Below are 15,051 nucleotides of genomic sequence, written 5' to 3'. Positions count from 1 at the left end.
CATCCCGGTGCCGTCACGGTAGCTCCTGTGGCAGTGCAAGCGGTCCAGCCCCGGTGGGCGCCGGCGCATCGACGGTGGCGCTTGAGGCGTCCAGATTCGGCAGCCCCCAGCCCTTGACCAGGCCATAGATCGCCGGGATCACCAGCAGCGTCAGCACGGTCGAGGAGACCATGCCGCCGATCATCGGCGTCGCGATGCGCTGCATCACCTCCGAGCCGGTGCCGGTATTCCACAGGATCGGCAGGAGGCCCGCCATAATCGCGACTACGGTCATGATCTTGGGTCGCACGCGCTCGACCGCGCCCAGCATGATCGCGTCGTGCAGGTCGGTTCGCGTGAACGGCCTGCCTTCCGCCGCGCGACGCAGCTTCACCTCCGCCAAAGCATGGTCGAGATAGATCAGCATGATGACGCCGGTCTCGGCGGCGACCCCGGCAAGCGCGATGAAGCCGACCGCAACCGCGACCGACAGGTTGAAGCCCTGCCACCAGAGCAGCCAGACGCCGCCGACCAGCGCGAAAGGCAGCGAGAGCATGACGATGAAGGTCTCGGTCAGCCTGCGGAAATTCAGATAGAGCAGCAGGAATATGATCGCGAGCGTCAGCGGCACGACGATCTTCAGCCGCGCCTCGGCCCGTTCGAGATATTCGAACTGCCCGCTCCAGGCGACGCGGTATCCGGACGGCAGCTTCACCGACTGCGCGATCGCAGCTTGCGCCTCGCCGACATAGCCGCCGAGATCGCGCCCGGCGATATCGACGAAGATGTAGGTCGCAAGCTCGCCATTCTCGGTGCGGATCGTGGTCGCGCCACGCTTGCGCTCGAGTTTTGCAACCTCGCCGAGCGGCACGCTGCCGCCCGCCGGTATCGACACCTGCACCTCGCGCGCGATCACCTGCGGGTCGGAGCGCAAATCCCGCGGATAGCGGATCGTGACGCCGTAGCGCTCGCGACCCTCGACCATGGTCGTGACGGTCTCGCCCGCCATCGCCATCACGACCGCGTTCTGGACATCGCCGACCGAGAGCCCGTAGCGCCCAAGCGCGATGCGGTCGGGGATGATGTCGAGAAAGTAGCCGCCGATGACGCGTTCGGCATATGCGCTGCTCGTGCCCGGCACCGTCTTCAGCACGGTTTCGATCTGGCGCGCGATCCCCTCCATCTGGGCGAGATCGGTGCCGAAGACCTTGACGCCGATCGGGGTGCGGATGCCGGTCGCCAGCATGTCGATGCGGGCGCGGATCGGCTGCGTCCAGGCATTGGAGACGCCGGGGAACTGCAGCGCCCTGTCCATCTCGGCTTTCAGGCCGTCGATGGTGACAGCCTCGCGCCATTCGGCTTTGGGTTTCAGGTTGATGATGGTCTCGAACATCTCGATGGGCGCCGGGTCGGTCGCGGTCTGGGCCCGGCCGGCCTTGCCGTAGACCGAGGCGACCTCCGGGAAGGAGCGGATGATCTGATCTTGAGTCTGGAGCAATTCCGCAGCCTTGGTCACGGAGATGCCGGGCAAGGTCGTCGGCATATACATCAGCGTGCCCTCGTTCAGCGTCGGCATGAACTCCGAGCCGAGCTGCCGTGCCGGCCAGAGGCTGATGCCGAGCGCGGCGAGCGCCAGCAGGATCGTCAGGGTCTTGGCCCCAAGCACGCCACGGATGAGTGGGCGATAGAGCGCGATCAGCACCCGATTGATCGGGTTCCTGCGCTCGGGAATGATCCTGCCCCTGACGAAGACGACCATCAGCGCCGGTACCAGCGTCACCGAGAGCCAGGCGGCAGCCGCCATGGCGAAGGTCTTGGTATAGGCAAGCGGCCCGAACAGCCGGCCTTCCTCCGCTTCCAGCGTGAAGATCGGCAGGAAAGAGACGGTGATGACGAGCAGGCTGAAGAACAGCGCCGGCCCGACCTCGCTTGCCGCCGCGATCAGGATCTCGACGCGCGGCTTGTCCGGAGGGCTGCGTTCGAGATGCTTGTGCGCGTTCTCGATCATGACGATCGTGGCGTCGATCATGGCCCCGACCGCGATCGCGATGCCGCCCAGGCTCATGATGTTGGAGCCCAGGCCCAGCGTCTTCATCGCCGCGAACGCCATCAGGATGCCGACCGGCAGCATCAGGATCGCCACCAGGGCGCTGCGCAGATGCAGCAGGAAGACGACGCAGACCAGCGCGACGATGAGACTCTCCTCGATCAGCGTGCCCTTCAACGTCGTGATTGCCCGCTCGATCAGCTGCGAGCGATCATAGACCGGCACGATCTCAGTGCCTCCCGGTAGGCCAGGTGCGATCTCGGCAAGGCGCTCCTTGACGCGCCCGATCACGCTGAGCGCGTTGGCGCCGAAGCGCTGCAGCACGATGCCGCTGACGACCTCGCCCTCGCCATTGAGCTCGGTGATACCGCGCCGCTCGTCGGGGCCGAGTTCGACGCGCGCGACATCTGAGAGGCGAAGTGGCGCGCCGCGCTCGCTCCTGAGCACGATGTTCTCGATATCGGCGATCGATTGCAGATAGCCGCGCCCGCGCACCATGAATTCGAACTCGGCGAGTTCGACGGTGCGTCCGCCGACATCCCTATTGCTGTTGCTGACGGCCTCGCGCAGCGCAGCCAGCGAGACGCCCTGGGCTCGCAGCCGCACCGGGTCGACCACGATGGAATATTGCTTGACGAAGCCGCCTACGCTGGCGACCTCCGCCACGCCCTCCGCCCGCGAGGCGGCGAAGCGCACCACCCAATCCTGCGTCGAGCGCAGTTCGGCCAGCGTCATCTCCTTGGCGATGACGGCGTATTGATAGACCCAGCCGACGCCGGTCGCGTCCGGCCCCAGGGTGGGCGTGACGCCGGTCGGCAGGCGGCGGGCCGCCGCGTTGAGATATTCGAGCACGCGCGAGCGCGCCCAATAGGGGTCGGTGCCGTCCTCGAAGATGACATAGACGAAGGAGACGCCGAAGAAGGAGAAGCCGCGCACGACGCGGGCTTTCGGCACCGTCAGCATCGAGGTCGTCAGCGGATAGGTGACCTGATCCTCGATCACCTGCGGCGCCTGGCCGGGATACTCCGTGTAGACGATGACCTGGACGTCGGAGAGATCGGGAATGGCGTCGAGCGGCAGCGTCTTCACCGCATGGACCCCGGCCGCGACCGCAAACGCGGTGCCGACAAAGACGAGGACGAGGTTGCGCGCCGACCAGGCGATCAGGCGGGCGATCATGGCTTGACCTCGAAAGGCTTGGTCTCCGTGGGCCTGAGCCCGCTCAGCGCCGCCTTGAGATTGCTTTCGGCATCGATCAGGAAATTGGCGGAGACGACGACACGGTCGCCCTCCGCAATGCCCTCGCTGATCGCGACCATGCCGTCGCCGCGCTGGCCGAGCTTGACCTCGCGCGGCTCGAAGCGGCCTTCGCCGCGGTCGAGGATGACGATGCGGCGCGTCCCGGTATCGATCACCGCGCTGTCGAGGACAGCGAGTGCCGGGGCTGCATCGCCGGAGCCGATCTCGACATCGGCATACATGTTTGGCAGCAGCATGCCCTCGCGGTTGGCGAGCTCGATGCGGATTTTGGTGGTGCGTGTCGCCTCCGCGACCTGCGGATAGATCAGGCCGACCTTGCCCTCGAAGACGGTTCCGGGCCGCCCGCGCAGCCGGATCGTCGCTGGCGCGCCGATGCGGATAGCAGCGAGATCGCCTTCGGGAACATCGGCAATGACCCAGATGGTCGAGAGGTCGGCGAGGCGAAACAGGCTGTCGCCGGCCGTCGTCTTCATGCCGACGACGACGTTTCGCTCCAGCACGATGCCGTCGCGTGGAGCAGACCAGTTGATCGTCAGCGGCACCTTCCGGCTACGCTGGATCTCGGCGACGATCTCGGGCGGCACGCCGAGGTTCTCCAGCCGCTGCCTTGCCCCACCTTCCGGGACGCCACGCGCGGCCGCATTGAGTTCGGTCAAGAACTGCGCACCCGCCGCCGTGATCTCGGGCGAATAGATCCTGACCAGCCGATCGCCCTTGGCGACATGATCGCCGGTCGTGACGGCTGCGACCTCCTGGATGAAGGCATCCGAACGCGTCGCGACGACGGCGATGCGGCGCTCGTCGAGCTGCACCGTGCCTGGTACCCGGATCGGCCGCGTGATGAGCTGGCGGCCGACGCGCTCCGAGCGGACGCCGCTGCGCTGGATGCGCCCCGGCGAGAGCTTGATGACTGTCTCGTCGACATCCTCGCCGGCATAGACGGGGAGGTAATCCATCCCCATCGCGTCCTTTTTCGGCACAAGCGAGGTGTCGGGCAGCCCCATCGGGTTGCGGTAATAGAGCAGATTCCGCTCGCCATTCGCCTTGGCGGCCTGCGCCGTTGTCGGCTCGTCGAAGCTGATGTCCTGGCTGGCGCGGACGGCCCGGTACGCCCTGCCATCTTCCGTTCGGCGCGGCTCTGCCGAATAGAGCGGCTTCCCGTCGGGGTCCTGATAGTAGATCACCGCACCCGTCGCGGCAGGCTCCCCGGCTACGCGCGTTCCTTCGCCACTGCGCCATTCGCTGAGGCCAGGCACCGGAACACCCCGGTGCCCCGCCCAATAGCCTGCGCCCCCCGCCGCCATGGCAACAGTGAGGGCGAGGCCTGAGAGGGCAATGCGGTTCATGGCACGGCCTTGAGGGTCAGCTTGTTCTCGAGTGTGCCCGTCTCGCCCTGGATCTTGGCGCCGAGCGAAAGGCGCCAGCCTCCCGCCATGGTGAGGTTGGTCTTGAAGCGGTAGGTGCCGGGCTCGGTCGACGGCATCACCTCGATCGGCGACGCCATCATCTCCATGCCGTCCGGCGCCATGTCGATGCGCTGGGCGAAGATCACGGCGTCCGGGACAGGCTTGCCCGAGCGCTTGTCGATGAGCTGGACAGTGACGACGACGCCGTTCCCCTGCTTGAGCTCGTTCTGCGCGAGCCGGAATTCATAATCCTTGATGTCCGCCAGAGCTGGCACCGCAACGGCGGCGATCGGAAGCGCAGCGGCGAGCGCGCGCAAAATGCGAATGATGGTCATGTTCGAAGTCCTGAGTGGAATCGGACCGCCGCGCGTGCGCGCGGCCCTGAACGTGGCGCGAGCCACAGTTCATCGACCGCCCAGAGCTTCCGTGCGGTCGAAGCCGACGCGCTGGCGCCGGCGATGTCTCAGGTTCGAGGAGGTCGTGCCGGCGGCTCGAACGGCCGCGAGGCCTGGGCGGCATCGTCGCCCGTCATTCCAAGCGCGACGATGATCGGTTGGGCGAGCGTGGCAAAAGCCGTCATCGGCTCGCTGGCAAAGCATTTGGCCAGGCAGAAGGTCAATGCCGGACAGTTTGTCTTGCAGTCCAGCGACCCAGCTTGATCGGGCGGGCAGCACGGCATGTCGACCGCCATCGGTATCGCCGCTTCGACCTCCACGCGGCCATAGCCGGCCTTGGCCGGGCTGACGAAAGCCGTCAGGACGCTGGCCGTGACGAACAGGGCCAGAACCAGACAATGCGCGAGGAGCCGGAGCTTCATGGGGCGATGATTGCCATATGCGAGCGGCCCGCGGAAGCTCGGCGACTTCAAGAGATCGTCAGCCGCTCAGGGCGTGATCCGTACCAGGAGTTGAGGCATTGCCCATGCAAAGAACCGATGCCCCGTTTTTCGCGCAATGCCTTGGAGCGGCTTCGAGCGACGTGGACACTGACTAACGTGAAGAAATCACGTTAAAACAAGGCATTATGATAAACAACTGAATCAGTTCCTGATCCAGTTGAATCAGAAACTGATCTGAGGTCTGCGCCCGGGCGCAAGCGTCAGGCGCGTTGTTCCTTGCCGCCTTGGCTGTCGCGGCGCGTCGCGTCGATCTCGAGCATGACGACCTCGCAGAGCTTTTCCAGCGCGGTCGGGCAGCGCTCGACGCCGCGCGGCACGAGGATGAACTCGCCTTCCTCGATCACCTCGTCGCGGTCGCGGAACTTCATCAAGAGCCGGCCCTTATGGACGAAGAAGACCTCGTCCTCCCGGCTGTTGAAATGCCAGCCGGACTCGCCCTCGAGCCTCGCCAGCTTGATCCGCGGATTATTGACCGAAGCGGCGAGGCGAGGGGGCCAGGCGTCGGAAAATCGCCTCTCGGAAAAGCGTCCGAAAGCGTGCGTCAGATTATCCTTGTGAAACGGCGAGATGTGCCGGTTGAGCTTCGCGACATCGCGGATGATCGTCGCCAGCTGGCGCGGCACATCCGTGCCGTCGGCTGGGTACTTCCCGTCCAGCGCGGCCGTGCCGATGGTGAAGCCGGCCGCCCCGGCCTGCTTCAGCGCGGCGATCTGGCCCGGCGTGTCGATCGATCCCGCCACATAGACGGGCTTGGACACTGCGCCACAGACGGCCGCGATCAGCGCCGGCACGTTCTCATGCGAGCGATAGGCCAGGAGATCGAGCCCGTGCACGCCATCGCGCGCGGCAAGCGCCCGCGCGCTGGCGACGATCTCGTCGATCGTCCCCTCGAGAACGCTGGGATGCCCGGAAATCCTGCCTGGGAACGGGCAGTACTGGATCGTCGTGCCGGCAAGGATCGGCAGCACCTCGTCGACCCTGGTGCCGCCGAGCAGAATGTCGATGCCGATCTCGACGGCGGCTTTCGCCGATGCGATCTCGCTGTCGCGATCGAGCGAAACCACCTCGAGATAGGAGGTCGCGCCGCCCGCCCTGATCGCTGTCTTGAGTTCCTTCAGCCGGTCGAGCGGAAGGCCGATATCCTTGAAGCCGATATGCCGGACGCCGAGCGCCAGCGCGATCCCAAGCTGCTCCATCGCATCGCTGACCGTGCGGTCGTTGCGTGTGAGCATGAAAATGAAGCGAAGGCCCATCAGACACCTGTTCCGTTCGCCCAGTTGCGGGGCAGCCAACCGCCAAGCCATTGCGAGCCCGCCGTCGCGAGCAGGCCTTCACCAGCGTGCCTTTGTCGGCAGGCCGGTTCAGCCTGTGAGTTCGGCAAGGTCTGTGAGTTTGGCTCAGTCCGTGAGTTTGGCATGCTCAGCGCGTTTCGCAACCGCTGGGCGCTTGGCGGGGCTGCATCACGCGCTCTTTCAGCGGGTCCAGTTCCCGCCCTATCAAGGAGGTGGAGCTTTCCTCCCCGTTCACCCATCTCTCCTGTCCTCCCATGGCCGGTGCCTGATGAACTCTCGCGTTTCTCCTGCTGACGTTTCCCTTGGTAGCTCTGCCGCGGCTTCGGTCGAGATCGGCCAGCGCGTGCCGCGCCGGGAGGACGCGATCCTGGTGCAGGGGCAGGGGCGCTATACCGACGATCTCAGCGTCGAGCGGCAGCTCTTTGCGGCCTTCGTGCGCAGCCCGCACGCGCATGGCGATCTGAAGGCGGTGGATACGGCAGAGGCGCGCGCGATGAAGGGCGTCGTCGCGGTCTATACCGCAGCCGACCTCGACGGGCACGGCTACAACGCCATCCTGACGGTGGTCGATATACCCGCCCGCGATGGGACCACGATGCGAAAGCCCGGGCGCGCGGCGCTGGCGCAAGGCAAGGTCCGCTTCGTCGGCGACCCCGTCGCGCTCGTCGTCGCGCGCAGCGCCGAGCAGGCCCGCGACGCTGCGGAGATGGTCAGGCTCGACATCGACATCCTGCCCGCCGTGACGGATGCCGAGGCGGCGCTCAGGCCTGGGGCTCCGCAGCTCTATGACGACGTCACCGGCAATCTGATCGTCGATTTCCACTCCGGCGACGCCGCCAAGGTCGCAGCCGCCTTCACTGATGCCGCGCATGTCGCCCGGTTACGGATCGTCAACAACCGCGTCGTCGTCAACCCGATCGAGCCGCGCGCCGCGATTGCGAGTTTTGACGGCAAATCGAAGCGCTACACGCTGCATGCGCCGAGCCAGGGCGCCTTCGGCATGCGCAACAATTTGGCCGCGGCGATGGGTGTGAAGCCTGCGCAGATGCGCCTGGTCACCGGCCATGTCGGCGGCTCCTTCGGCATGAAGGCCGCCGTGTTCCCAGAATATGTCGTGCTGCTGCACGCGGCGCGCATGCTGAAGCGGCCGGTCAGATGGACCGATCAGCGCTCGGAGAGCTTCGTCTCGGATCATCATGGCCGCGATATGGTCTTCGAGGCCGAATTGGCGCTGGACGCGCGCGGGCGCTTCCTCGCCACGCGCTTCACCGGGGTGGCGAATATGGGCGCCTATGTCACGCCGGCCGGGCCGCTGATGGCGACGCTGAATATCGGCAAGAACTCGGTCGGCATGTACCAGACCCCGCTCGTCGAGGTTAAGACGCGTTGCGCGGTGACCAACACGGCCCCGATCGGCGCCTATCGTGGCGCCGGCCGTCCGGAAGGCAACTACCTGATGGAGCGGCTGATCGATAAGGCCGCGCGTGGCATGGGGATCGACAGGGCGAGTTTGCGCCGGCGCAATCTGGTCCAGCCCGCGAAGCTACCCTGGGCGACGCCGGTGGGCACGGTCTATGACAGCGGCGATTTCCCGGCGCTGTTCGAGCGGGCGCTCGAAGCCGCCGATTGGAAGGGCTATGCCGGGCGATTGAAGAAGAGCCAGAAGGCCGGGCTGCTGCGCGGGCGCGGCATCGGCTGCTATCTCGAGGTCACGGCGCCACCCAGCAATGAAATGGGCGGCATCCATTTCGAGCCGGATGGCAGCGTGACCATCGTCACCGGCACTCTGGATTACGGCCAGGGCCATTGGACGCCCTTCGCCCAATTGCTCACCAGCCAGCTCGGCGTGCCCTTCGACAAGATCAAGCTCGTGCAGGGCGACAGCGACCGGCTGATCGCGGGTGGCGGCACAGGCGGCTCGAAATCGCTGATGGCGAGCGGCTCGGCGATCCTCGAGGCGAGCGATCTCGTCATCGAAAAGGGCAAGCTCGTCGCCGGCCATGTCCTGGAGGCTGATAGCGCCGATATCGCCTTTGCCGCCGGCCAGTTCAGCGTCGTCGGCACCGACCGCGCGATCGGCATCATGGAACTGGCGGCGCGGCTGCGGGCCGGCACGGCGCTCGCGCCTGGACTGCCGCAGTCGCTCGATGTCGACCATGTCTTCAAATCCGCGCCTTCGGCCTATCCCAATGGCTGCCATATCGCCGAGGTCGAGATCGATCCTGAGACCGGGCAGGTCGCGATCGCGCGCTATGTCATGGTCAATGATTTCGGCACGGTGGTGAACCCGATGATCGTCGAGGGCCAGCTCCATGGCGGCGTCGTCCAGGGCATCGGCCAGGCCCTGTTCGAGCGCACCGTCTATGACGAGAGCGGCCAGCTGATGAGCGGCTCCTATATGGACTATGCCTTGCCGCGGGCGGCGGATGTGCCGTTCTTCTCCTTCGTCAGCCAGGGCGTGCCGACGCAGAACAACCGGGTCGGCGCCAAGGGCTGCGGGGAGGCGGGGTGCGCGGGCTCCTTGCCCTCGGTGATGAACGCGGTCGTCGATGCGCTGGCGCCCCATGGCGTCACCCATCTCGACATGCCGGCGACGCCCCAGGCCGTCTGGCGGGCGATCCGGTCCGGAGGGGCGGGAGCCGGCCCAGCGGCGTAGCGCATCATGGTCGGGCTTGACCCGACCATCTCGCAAACCAGCGCGCTCTGGTCATGAGATTCTCAGGGACAAGCCCGAGAATGACGCTCTAGGATGAAACCCGGAGCTGAGCGGCCTGCTTCTGGAGGGGCCTGCGAGGCGCCGCTTACGCGGCTTCTCAGGATGGGGCCGAGTGAAGCCCAAACAGTCCGAGCACAGCCGGTGGCGCTGCCGGTCTTCCAGATTGCGCCCTATCGCCTCGCGGCCTCGGCGGCCAGCAGGGCAAGCGCCCGCTCGGTACGCGAACAGCCGGCACGGCCGCGCACGCCGTCATAGCAGGCCTTGAGCCTGCCGCTCGCATAGGCGTTGACGACGATCTCGTGGACATAGCTCTTGCGCACCACCGCCGGCGTGTTGGCGAGCCGCTCCGAGACCTCGCGCATGACCAGAGCCAGCTCGCGCTTGTGGTCGCCCGGTGCGGCCCCGCTCCCGCTCGCGAGCAGATGTTCCGCCGCAGTGGCGTTGGCGGCCAGCATGCGCAGATCCTTGCTGCTGACGGGGCACCCCGACACACGGCGCAGATACGCGTTGACCTCGCCGGCGCGGATTGGCGCGACCGCGCCATCCTCACCGCGATATTGCAGCAACCGGCGCCCTGGCAGCGTCATGATGCTGGCAAGCGCGCGCGCCAGGGGCGCATCCTCGAAAGCACATGCGACCTGCACCCCGCTCTTGCCCCGAAACACCAGAGCGATCCGCCTGCGGGTCAACTCGACATGCCGCTTGAGCAGGGTCGAGGCGCCGAAGCTGCCATTGGCCGTGGCGTAAGCCTCGTTGCCGACCCGGATATGGCAACGATCGATGATGGCGACGGCGCAGGCCAGCGCCTTGTCCCGCCCGAGCCCGCGCGTCCTCAGGTCGCGCGCGACGCTCGCGCGAAGTTTCGGCAGCGCATCGAGGATGCCTATGAGCCGCTTCAATTTGCGGCGCTCGCGCATTCTCTCCCAGGCGGGGTGATAGCGATGCTGGACGCGCCCGGCCTCGTCCCTGCCGACGGCCTGCAAATGGGCGCGCGGATCGGCTGCGATGCGGACATCCTGATAGGCGGGGGGAACCGCCAGCGAGCGAATGCGGGCGAGCATGTCGGCATCCCGGATCGCGCGCCCCGCGGCGTCGCGATAGCTGAAACCCGTGCCGCGCCGCACGCGGCGGATCGTCAGCTCGTCCGCCGCCACCCTGCGCAATCGCGCGCCCGGCTGTTGCTCTCCGACCATGGTCGCCTCATCCGCCTCGAGAAGCTTCCGATTCAATTTGGTAGGAATCGTCTCTAACGCGTTGTTTTAAAAGCGTTGTATTCACGCAAGCCGGCGTTCCGGTCGCGTGAGATTGCCCTAGGCGCGCTTGAGCCCACGCGCGGGTTGCCAGAATCCGCTCCAGGCCGTGTCGCTCAAAGCTTGCTCGGCGGCGATATCGGCTGCCCTCGCGCCGTTCGGCTCGCTGCTGGCGAGCGCCTCCCAGCCGATCGGCATGGCCACCGGAGCGCCTGGGCGGGCGCGCGTCGAATAGGGCGCGATCGCGGTGGCTCCGCGCGCATTGCGCAGGTAATCGATGAAGATCCGTCCCTTGCGGGCCTTCTTCGACAGGGTCGCGGTGTAGCGCTTGGGGTCCGCCTGCTCCATCGCCTTGGCGAAATCACGGGCGAAACCCTTGACCTGGGTCCAGTCGGCCTTGGGCTTCAGGGGAATGACGACATGGAAGCCCTTGCCTCCGGAGGTCTTCAGGAAGCTGGTGAACCCCAGCTCGCCGAGTCGTTCGCGGATGCTGAGCGCCGCCTCGCGCACACGCTCGAGCGGCACGCCTTCATCGGGATCGAGATCGAAGATCACCTGGTCGGGGGTTTCGATCGTGTCGATCATCGCGCCCCAGACATGGATTTCGACCGTGCCGAGCTGGACCAGCGCGGCCAGCCCGTCAAAATCGCGGATATACAAAAGCTCCTCGCCATCCGTGTCCTTGCGTGTCGCGACCGCCTTGTTCAGGCCGGGGCCGGCATGCTTCTGGAAGAAGGCGGGGCCGGCGATGCCGTTGGGAGCGCGCAGCAGGCTGAGAGGCCGGTCGATGACAAAGGGCCGCATCAATGGCCAGACGGTCGCGTAATAATCGAGGAGGCCCTGCTTGGTGAGCCCGATATCGGGCCAGAGCGGCTTGTCGGGGTTGCTGAGCCTGACCTCGGTCCGGGCTCGGACCGGCGCCGCCCCAGGCTTGGCGGCGATGGGCTTTGCCGACACGGCCTTGGCCTTCGAGGCCGCGGCCTTCGAGACCGGAGCTTTGGAGGTCGCTTTGGGCGAAACCGGCGTTTCCGCGACGACCTCGGTGGCGGGTTTGTCCTCGCGCAGGCCGAGGAAAGACGCATGCCGCAGGGTTTTCGAGGCGGTCCAGGCGCGAAACTCGATTTCGGCGACGAGTTCGGGCTCGACCCAGATTACCTCGCGGTCACGCCCGGCAGTTCCCGCGAAGGGCGGGTCTTCAGTCCTTATCCCATCGAGCTTTCGCTTGAGGGCGGCGGCGGATCTGCGGGTGAAGCCGGTCCCCACGCGTCCAGCCGGCTGCAGCGCGCCATCGGCGTGATAGCCGAGCACGAGCGAGCCGAGCTCACGGCCCGAGCCCTTCGAGGGCACATAGCCGGCGATGACGAATTCCTGGCGCTGGGTGCATTTCGATTTGATCCAGTCGCGCCCGCGGCCGCTGCGATAGGGCGCGTCGACCCGCTTGGAGACGACGCCCTCCAGCCCCATGCGGCAGGCATGGCGCAACATGGTCTGGCCGGGCTCGACGAAATGCTCGCTGTAGCGTAGCGGGCCATCGGGCGCGGCGGCCTGGAGCAGGGCTTCGAGCTGCTCCTTGCGCGCCAGCAGCGGCTCGGCCCGCAGATCCTCGCCGTCGAGATGCAGCAGGTCGAAGGCGAAGAAGACGAGAGCGCCGGTGCGTCCTTCGGCGAGCGCCTCCTGCAGCGCCGAGAAAGACGAAATGCCGGCCTCGCCCAGGGCCACGACCTCACCGTCGATCAATGCGGTTTCGCAAGGCAGCTTCGCGAGAGCGTCCACAAGGGCTGCGCCGAAGCGCCCCGTCCAGTCGAGCCCCGAGCGGGTCGACAATCTCACCTTCCCGGCGTCGATCCGCGCCTGCAGCCGGTAACCGTCGAACTTGACTTCGTGCAGCCAGTTCTCCCCAACGGGGGGCTTGTCCTGCAGGGTCGCAAGGCAGGGCGCGACGAACGACGGAAGCGCCGCGTCGGCTTCGGCCGTGCCCTTGACCGTGCGCCGTTTCGTGTCCGCCACCTTGCGGGTGCCGGCTCCGGGCCGCTTCGTCGTCGGCCAGAGCTTCGTGCCGTCCGCGCCGATCTCCTCGATGCTTCGCCCGGATTTCACCGAAAGCGGCGCGATTTCCAGGATGTCTTCGTCATCCCTGGCGAATTCGTCCCTGACCTTGATCAGGAGCCAGTTGTCGCGCTTTTCGCCGCGCCGGGGTTTCAGCCGGACCAGATGCCATTGGCCGGCGAGCTTATGCCCTTCCAGCGTGAAGGCGAGATGGCCCTTGCTCATGCCCAAGGCAGGGTCGCCCTCGGGAAGCCACTGGCCTTCATCCCAGATAATGACCGAGCCGGCGCCATATTGGCCCTCGGGTATGGTTCCCTCGAAGGCGCCATATTCGATCGGGTGGTCCTCGACATGCACGGCGAGGCGCTTGTCGTCGGGATCGAGACTGGGCCCGCGCGTCACGGCCCAGGACCAGAGCACGCCGTCATGTTCGAGCCTGAGGTCGTAATGCAGGCGGCGCGCCGCATGTTTGTGAATGACGAAGGCACCGCCCCGGCTCGCCGCCTTGTTTCGCGCTGCCGCGCCTTTCGGCTCGCCGGTGCGCGAAAAATTCCGCTTGGCACGATAAAGCTCGAGACTGGCCATGGTCCGGGCCTCCGCCGATCAGGCGCTCTTGCGGGTTTTGACGGCCTTGCGGGGTTTTGCGGCGGATTTTACGGCGGCCGCTTTCTCCGCTGCCGGGGTCTTTGATGCCCGAGTCTTTGATGCCGGAGACTTCGATGCGGGAATCTCGACTCCGCTGTCCCCGGCAAGGCTCTTCTTGAGCGCGTCGAACAGGTTGACGACATTGGCCGGGCGCTCGGTCGCCTGCACCACCGGCGGCTTCTTGCCCTTCCGCTTGGCCTGGATCAGCTCCAGCAGCGCCGCCTCATATCCATCCTCGAAATGGGAGGGGTCGAACGCCGCCTGCTTCTTGTCGATGATGTGGGTCGCCAGCTCGATCAGCTCCGGATCCAATTTGGGCTTTGCGAGGCCGGCAAAGACCTCGTCGGGCTTGCGCACCGTCTTGTCGTAGCGCAGCGTCGTCAGCAGCAGACCCTTGTCGAAGGGTTCGATCATCACCGGACGCTCGCGGCGATACAGCACGATGCGCGCGATCCCTGCCTTGTCTTGCCGCGCCATCGCCTCGCGGATCACCGCGAAGGCTTCCTCCGACGCGTTGTCCGACGGGGTGACGTAATAGGGCGTGTCGAAATAGATCTGCGGGATATCGTTGCGGTCGACGAAATGCTCGATCGCCAGGGTGTGCGAGGATTCGATCTGAACCGCATCGATCTCATCCTCCTCGACCAGCAGATACTCATCGTCGCCGATCTCGTAGCCCTTGACCTCATCCTCGTCGGGCACCGGCTTGCCGGTGACGCTGTCGACATATTGCCGCCGGACGGTGTTGCCGGTCTTGCGGTTCAGGATGCGGAAGGAAACCTTCTCGCTATGGTCCGTCGCACCGGTCAGTTCGACGGCGCAGGACACCAGCGAAAGCTTGAGATAGCCCTTCCAGGCGGGGCGCGGAGCCATTATGCCGCCTCCCGCTGCGCTGGTTGGCCGCCACGGCGAGGCGCCTTCTTCCGCGACAGATTCTGCCGGGAAAGAGCCTTCCCGGACAGGTCCTGCCCAGACAGATCCTGCCGGGACAGAGCATCGGCGCGATTGAGATCGTCCTGCGTGAACACCGGAACCGGGTCGGTCAGGATGGCGGTGAGCACATCGCCATCGAGCTGGCCGTTGGCGATGACGAAGGCGAGCGCATCGCGCGTCTCGCGTTCGGCGCGGAGCTGCGCAACCAGAGCCGCGATCAACCTGTCCTTCGCCGTCAGATGCATGACGCCACTCCCAAAGAGGCCACCCTTTCAACGTTCCCCGCGCCGGGCTGTTCCCAGGCAAGTGCTGAAGGCGAACCATTGCTGCTCTGCTATGCCAATGTTTCCGCCGCCAATGGCGCCAGAAAAACCAAGATCCGTCAGGTTGCGTGCTCGGGCGTCCCGGTAAGATCGCGCTGTCGCGCGCCTATCGAAACAAGGCCAGGAGAATAATGATCGGTAGGGGAACCCCCAACATCCAAAGTAATATGCCGCGTCCCATGATCGAGCCTCCCGCTTCGTGTCTGATCAACGTCCCGATCTTCCGGAGGGTTCCATTCATCTCGGTTCCTGGTGG

General features: G+C 66.1%; 10 protein-coding genes. 1 reads left to right on the top strand and 9 read right to left on the bottom strand.

Annotation, left to right across the window (positions count from 1 at the left end; translation table 11 throughout):
• Positions 1-13 precede the first annotated feature (13 nt).
• From CYD53_RS10870 to CYD53_RS30915, 5 genes are all read right to left on the bottom strand, one after another.
• Complete coding sequence (locus tag CYD53_RS10870; RefSeq protein ID WP_103718115.1) at positions 14-3,205, bottom strand: efflux RND transporter permease subunit; 3,192 nt, start codon at positions 3,203-3,205, stop codon at positions 14-16.
• Positions 3,202-4,632, bottom strand: coding sequence for an efflux RND transporter periplasmic adaptor subunit (locus CYD53_RS10865; RefSeq protein WP_103718114.1), 1,431 nt, complete (start codon positions 4,630-4,632; stop codon positions 3,202-3,204). The genes CYD53_RS10870 and CYD53_RS10865 overlap by 4 nt, the downstream gene beginning before the upstream one ends.
• Positions 4,629-5,027 (bottom strand): FixH family protein, encoded by a 399-nt coding sequence (locus CYD53_RS10860; RefSeq protein ID WP_103718113.1) that lies wholly within the window; start codon positions 5,025-5,027, stop codon positions 4,629-4,631. Before CYD53_RS10860 ends, CYD53_RS10865 begins: the two co-directional genes overlap by 4 nt.
• A gap of 128 nt (positions 5,028-5,155) precedes the next feature.
• Positions 5,156-5,509, bottom strand: a complete 354-nt coding sequence (locus CYD53_RS10855) for a hypothetical protein (RefSeq protein WP_146055887.1) — start codon at positions 5,507-5,509, stop codon at positions 5,156-5,158.
• A 281-nt stretch (positions 5,510-5,790) separates the two neighbouring features.
• Complete coding sequence (locus CYD53_RS30915) at positions 5,791-6,822, bottom strand: cupin domain-containing protein (protein ID WP_342751690.1); 1,032 nt, start codon at positions 6,820-6,822, stop codon at positions 5,791-5,793.
• A 328-nt stretch (positions 6,823-7,150) separates the two neighbouring features.
• Here CYD53_RS30915 and CYD53_RS10845 point away from each other — a divergent pair, with 328 nt between their 5' ends.
• Positions 7,151-9,538, top strand: coding sequence for a xanthine dehydrogenase family protein molybdopterin-binding subunit (locus tag CYD53_RS10845; RefSeq protein ID WP_103718110.1), 2,388 nt, complete (start codon positions 7,151-7,153; stop codon positions 9,536-9,538).
• Between the two features lie 230 nt (positions 9,539-9,768).
• Here the strand turns inward: CYD53_RS10845 and CYD53_RS10840 are convergent, their stop codons facing one another.
• The 4 genes from CYD53_RS10840 to CYD53_RS10825 form a co-directional block, all read right to left on the bottom strand.
• Positions 9,769-10,791: a DNA topoisomerase IB gene (locus CYD53_RS10840; RefSeq protein WP_103718109.1), complete on the bottom strand. Its 1,023-nt coding sequence runs from the start codon at positions 10,789-10,791 to the stop codon at positions 9,769-9,771.
• 117 nt (positions 10,792-10,908) lie between these two features.
• Entirely contained in the window at positions 10,909-13,479 is a 2,571-nt protein-coding gene (gene ligD, locus CYD53_RS10835; RefSeq protein ID WP_103718108.1) for a DNA ligase D, read from the bottom strand.
• 18 nt (positions 13,480-13,497) lie between these two features.
• On the bottom strand, positions 13,498-14,412 hold the full coding sequence (gene ku, locus CYD53_RS10830) for a non-homologous end joining protein Ku (protein ID WP_103718107.1): 915 nt from the start codon (positions 14,410-14,412) through the stop codon (positions 13,498-13,500).
• Entirely contained in the window at positions 14,412-14,717 is a 306-nt protein-coding gene (locus CYD53_RS10825; protein WP_103718106.1) for a hypothetical protein, read from the bottom strand. The genes ku and CYD53_RS10825 overlap by 1 nt, the downstream gene beginning before the upstream one ends.
• Positions 14,718-15,051 lie beyond the last annotated feature (334 nt).

The sequence above is a fragment of the Allobosea psychrotolerans genome, assembly GCF_002917105.1.
Lineage (GTDB): Bacteria > Pseudomonadota > Alphaproteobacteria > Rhizobiales > Beijerinckiaceae > Allobosea > Allobosea psychrotolerans.
The sequence above is the reverse complement of the archived record's forward strand: the minus strand, read 5'-3'. Positions and strand labels throughout refer to the sequence as shown.

What these genes read in the sequence shown, in the direction of transcription:
- CYD53_RS10870 (WP_103718115.1), bottom strand. Translation starts at nt 3,205, where the DNA reads ATGATCGCCCGCCTGATCGCCTGGTCGGCGCGCAACCTCGTCCTCGTC.
- CYD53_RS10865 (WP_103718114.1), bottom strand. Translation starts at nt 4,632, where the DNA reads ATGAACCGCATTGCCCTCTCAGGCCTCGCCCTCACTGTTGCCATGGCG.
- CYD53_RS10860 (WP_103718113.1), bottom strand. Translation starts at nt 5,027, where the DNA reads ATGACCATCATTCGCATTTTGCGCGCGCTCGCCGCTGCGCTTCCGATC.
- CYD53_RS10855 (WP_146055887.1), bottom strand. Translation starts at nt 5,509, where the DNA reads ATGAAGCTCCGGCTCCTCGCGCATTGTCTGGTTCTGGCCCTGTTCGTC.
- CYD53_RS30915 (WP_342751690.1), bottom strand. Translation starts at nt 6,822, where the DNA reads ATGCTCACACGCAACGACCGCACGGTCAGCGATGCGATGGAGCAGCTT.
- CYD53_RS10845 (WP_103718110.1), top strand. Translation starts at nt 7,151, where the DNA reads ATGAACTCTCGCGTTTCTCCTGCTGACGTTTCCCTTGGTAGCTCTGCC.
- CYD53_RS10840 (WP_103718109.1), bottom strand. Translation starts at nt 10,791, where the DNA reads ATGGTCGGAGAGCAACAGCCGGGCGCGCGATTGCGCAGGGTGGCGGCG.
- ligD (WP_103718108.1), bottom strand. Translation starts at nt 13,479, where the DNA reads ATGGCCAGTCTCGAGCTTTATCGTGCCAAGCGGAATTTTTCGCGCACC.
- ku (WP_103718107.1), bottom strand. Translation starts at nt 14,412, where the DNA reads ATGGCTCCGCGCCCCGCCTGGAAGGGCTATCTCAAGCTTTCGCTGGTG.
- CYD53_RS10825 (WP_103718106.1), bottom strand. Translation starts at nt 14,717, where the DNA reads ATGCATCTGACGGCGAAGGACAGGTTGATCGCGGCTCTGGTTGCGCAG.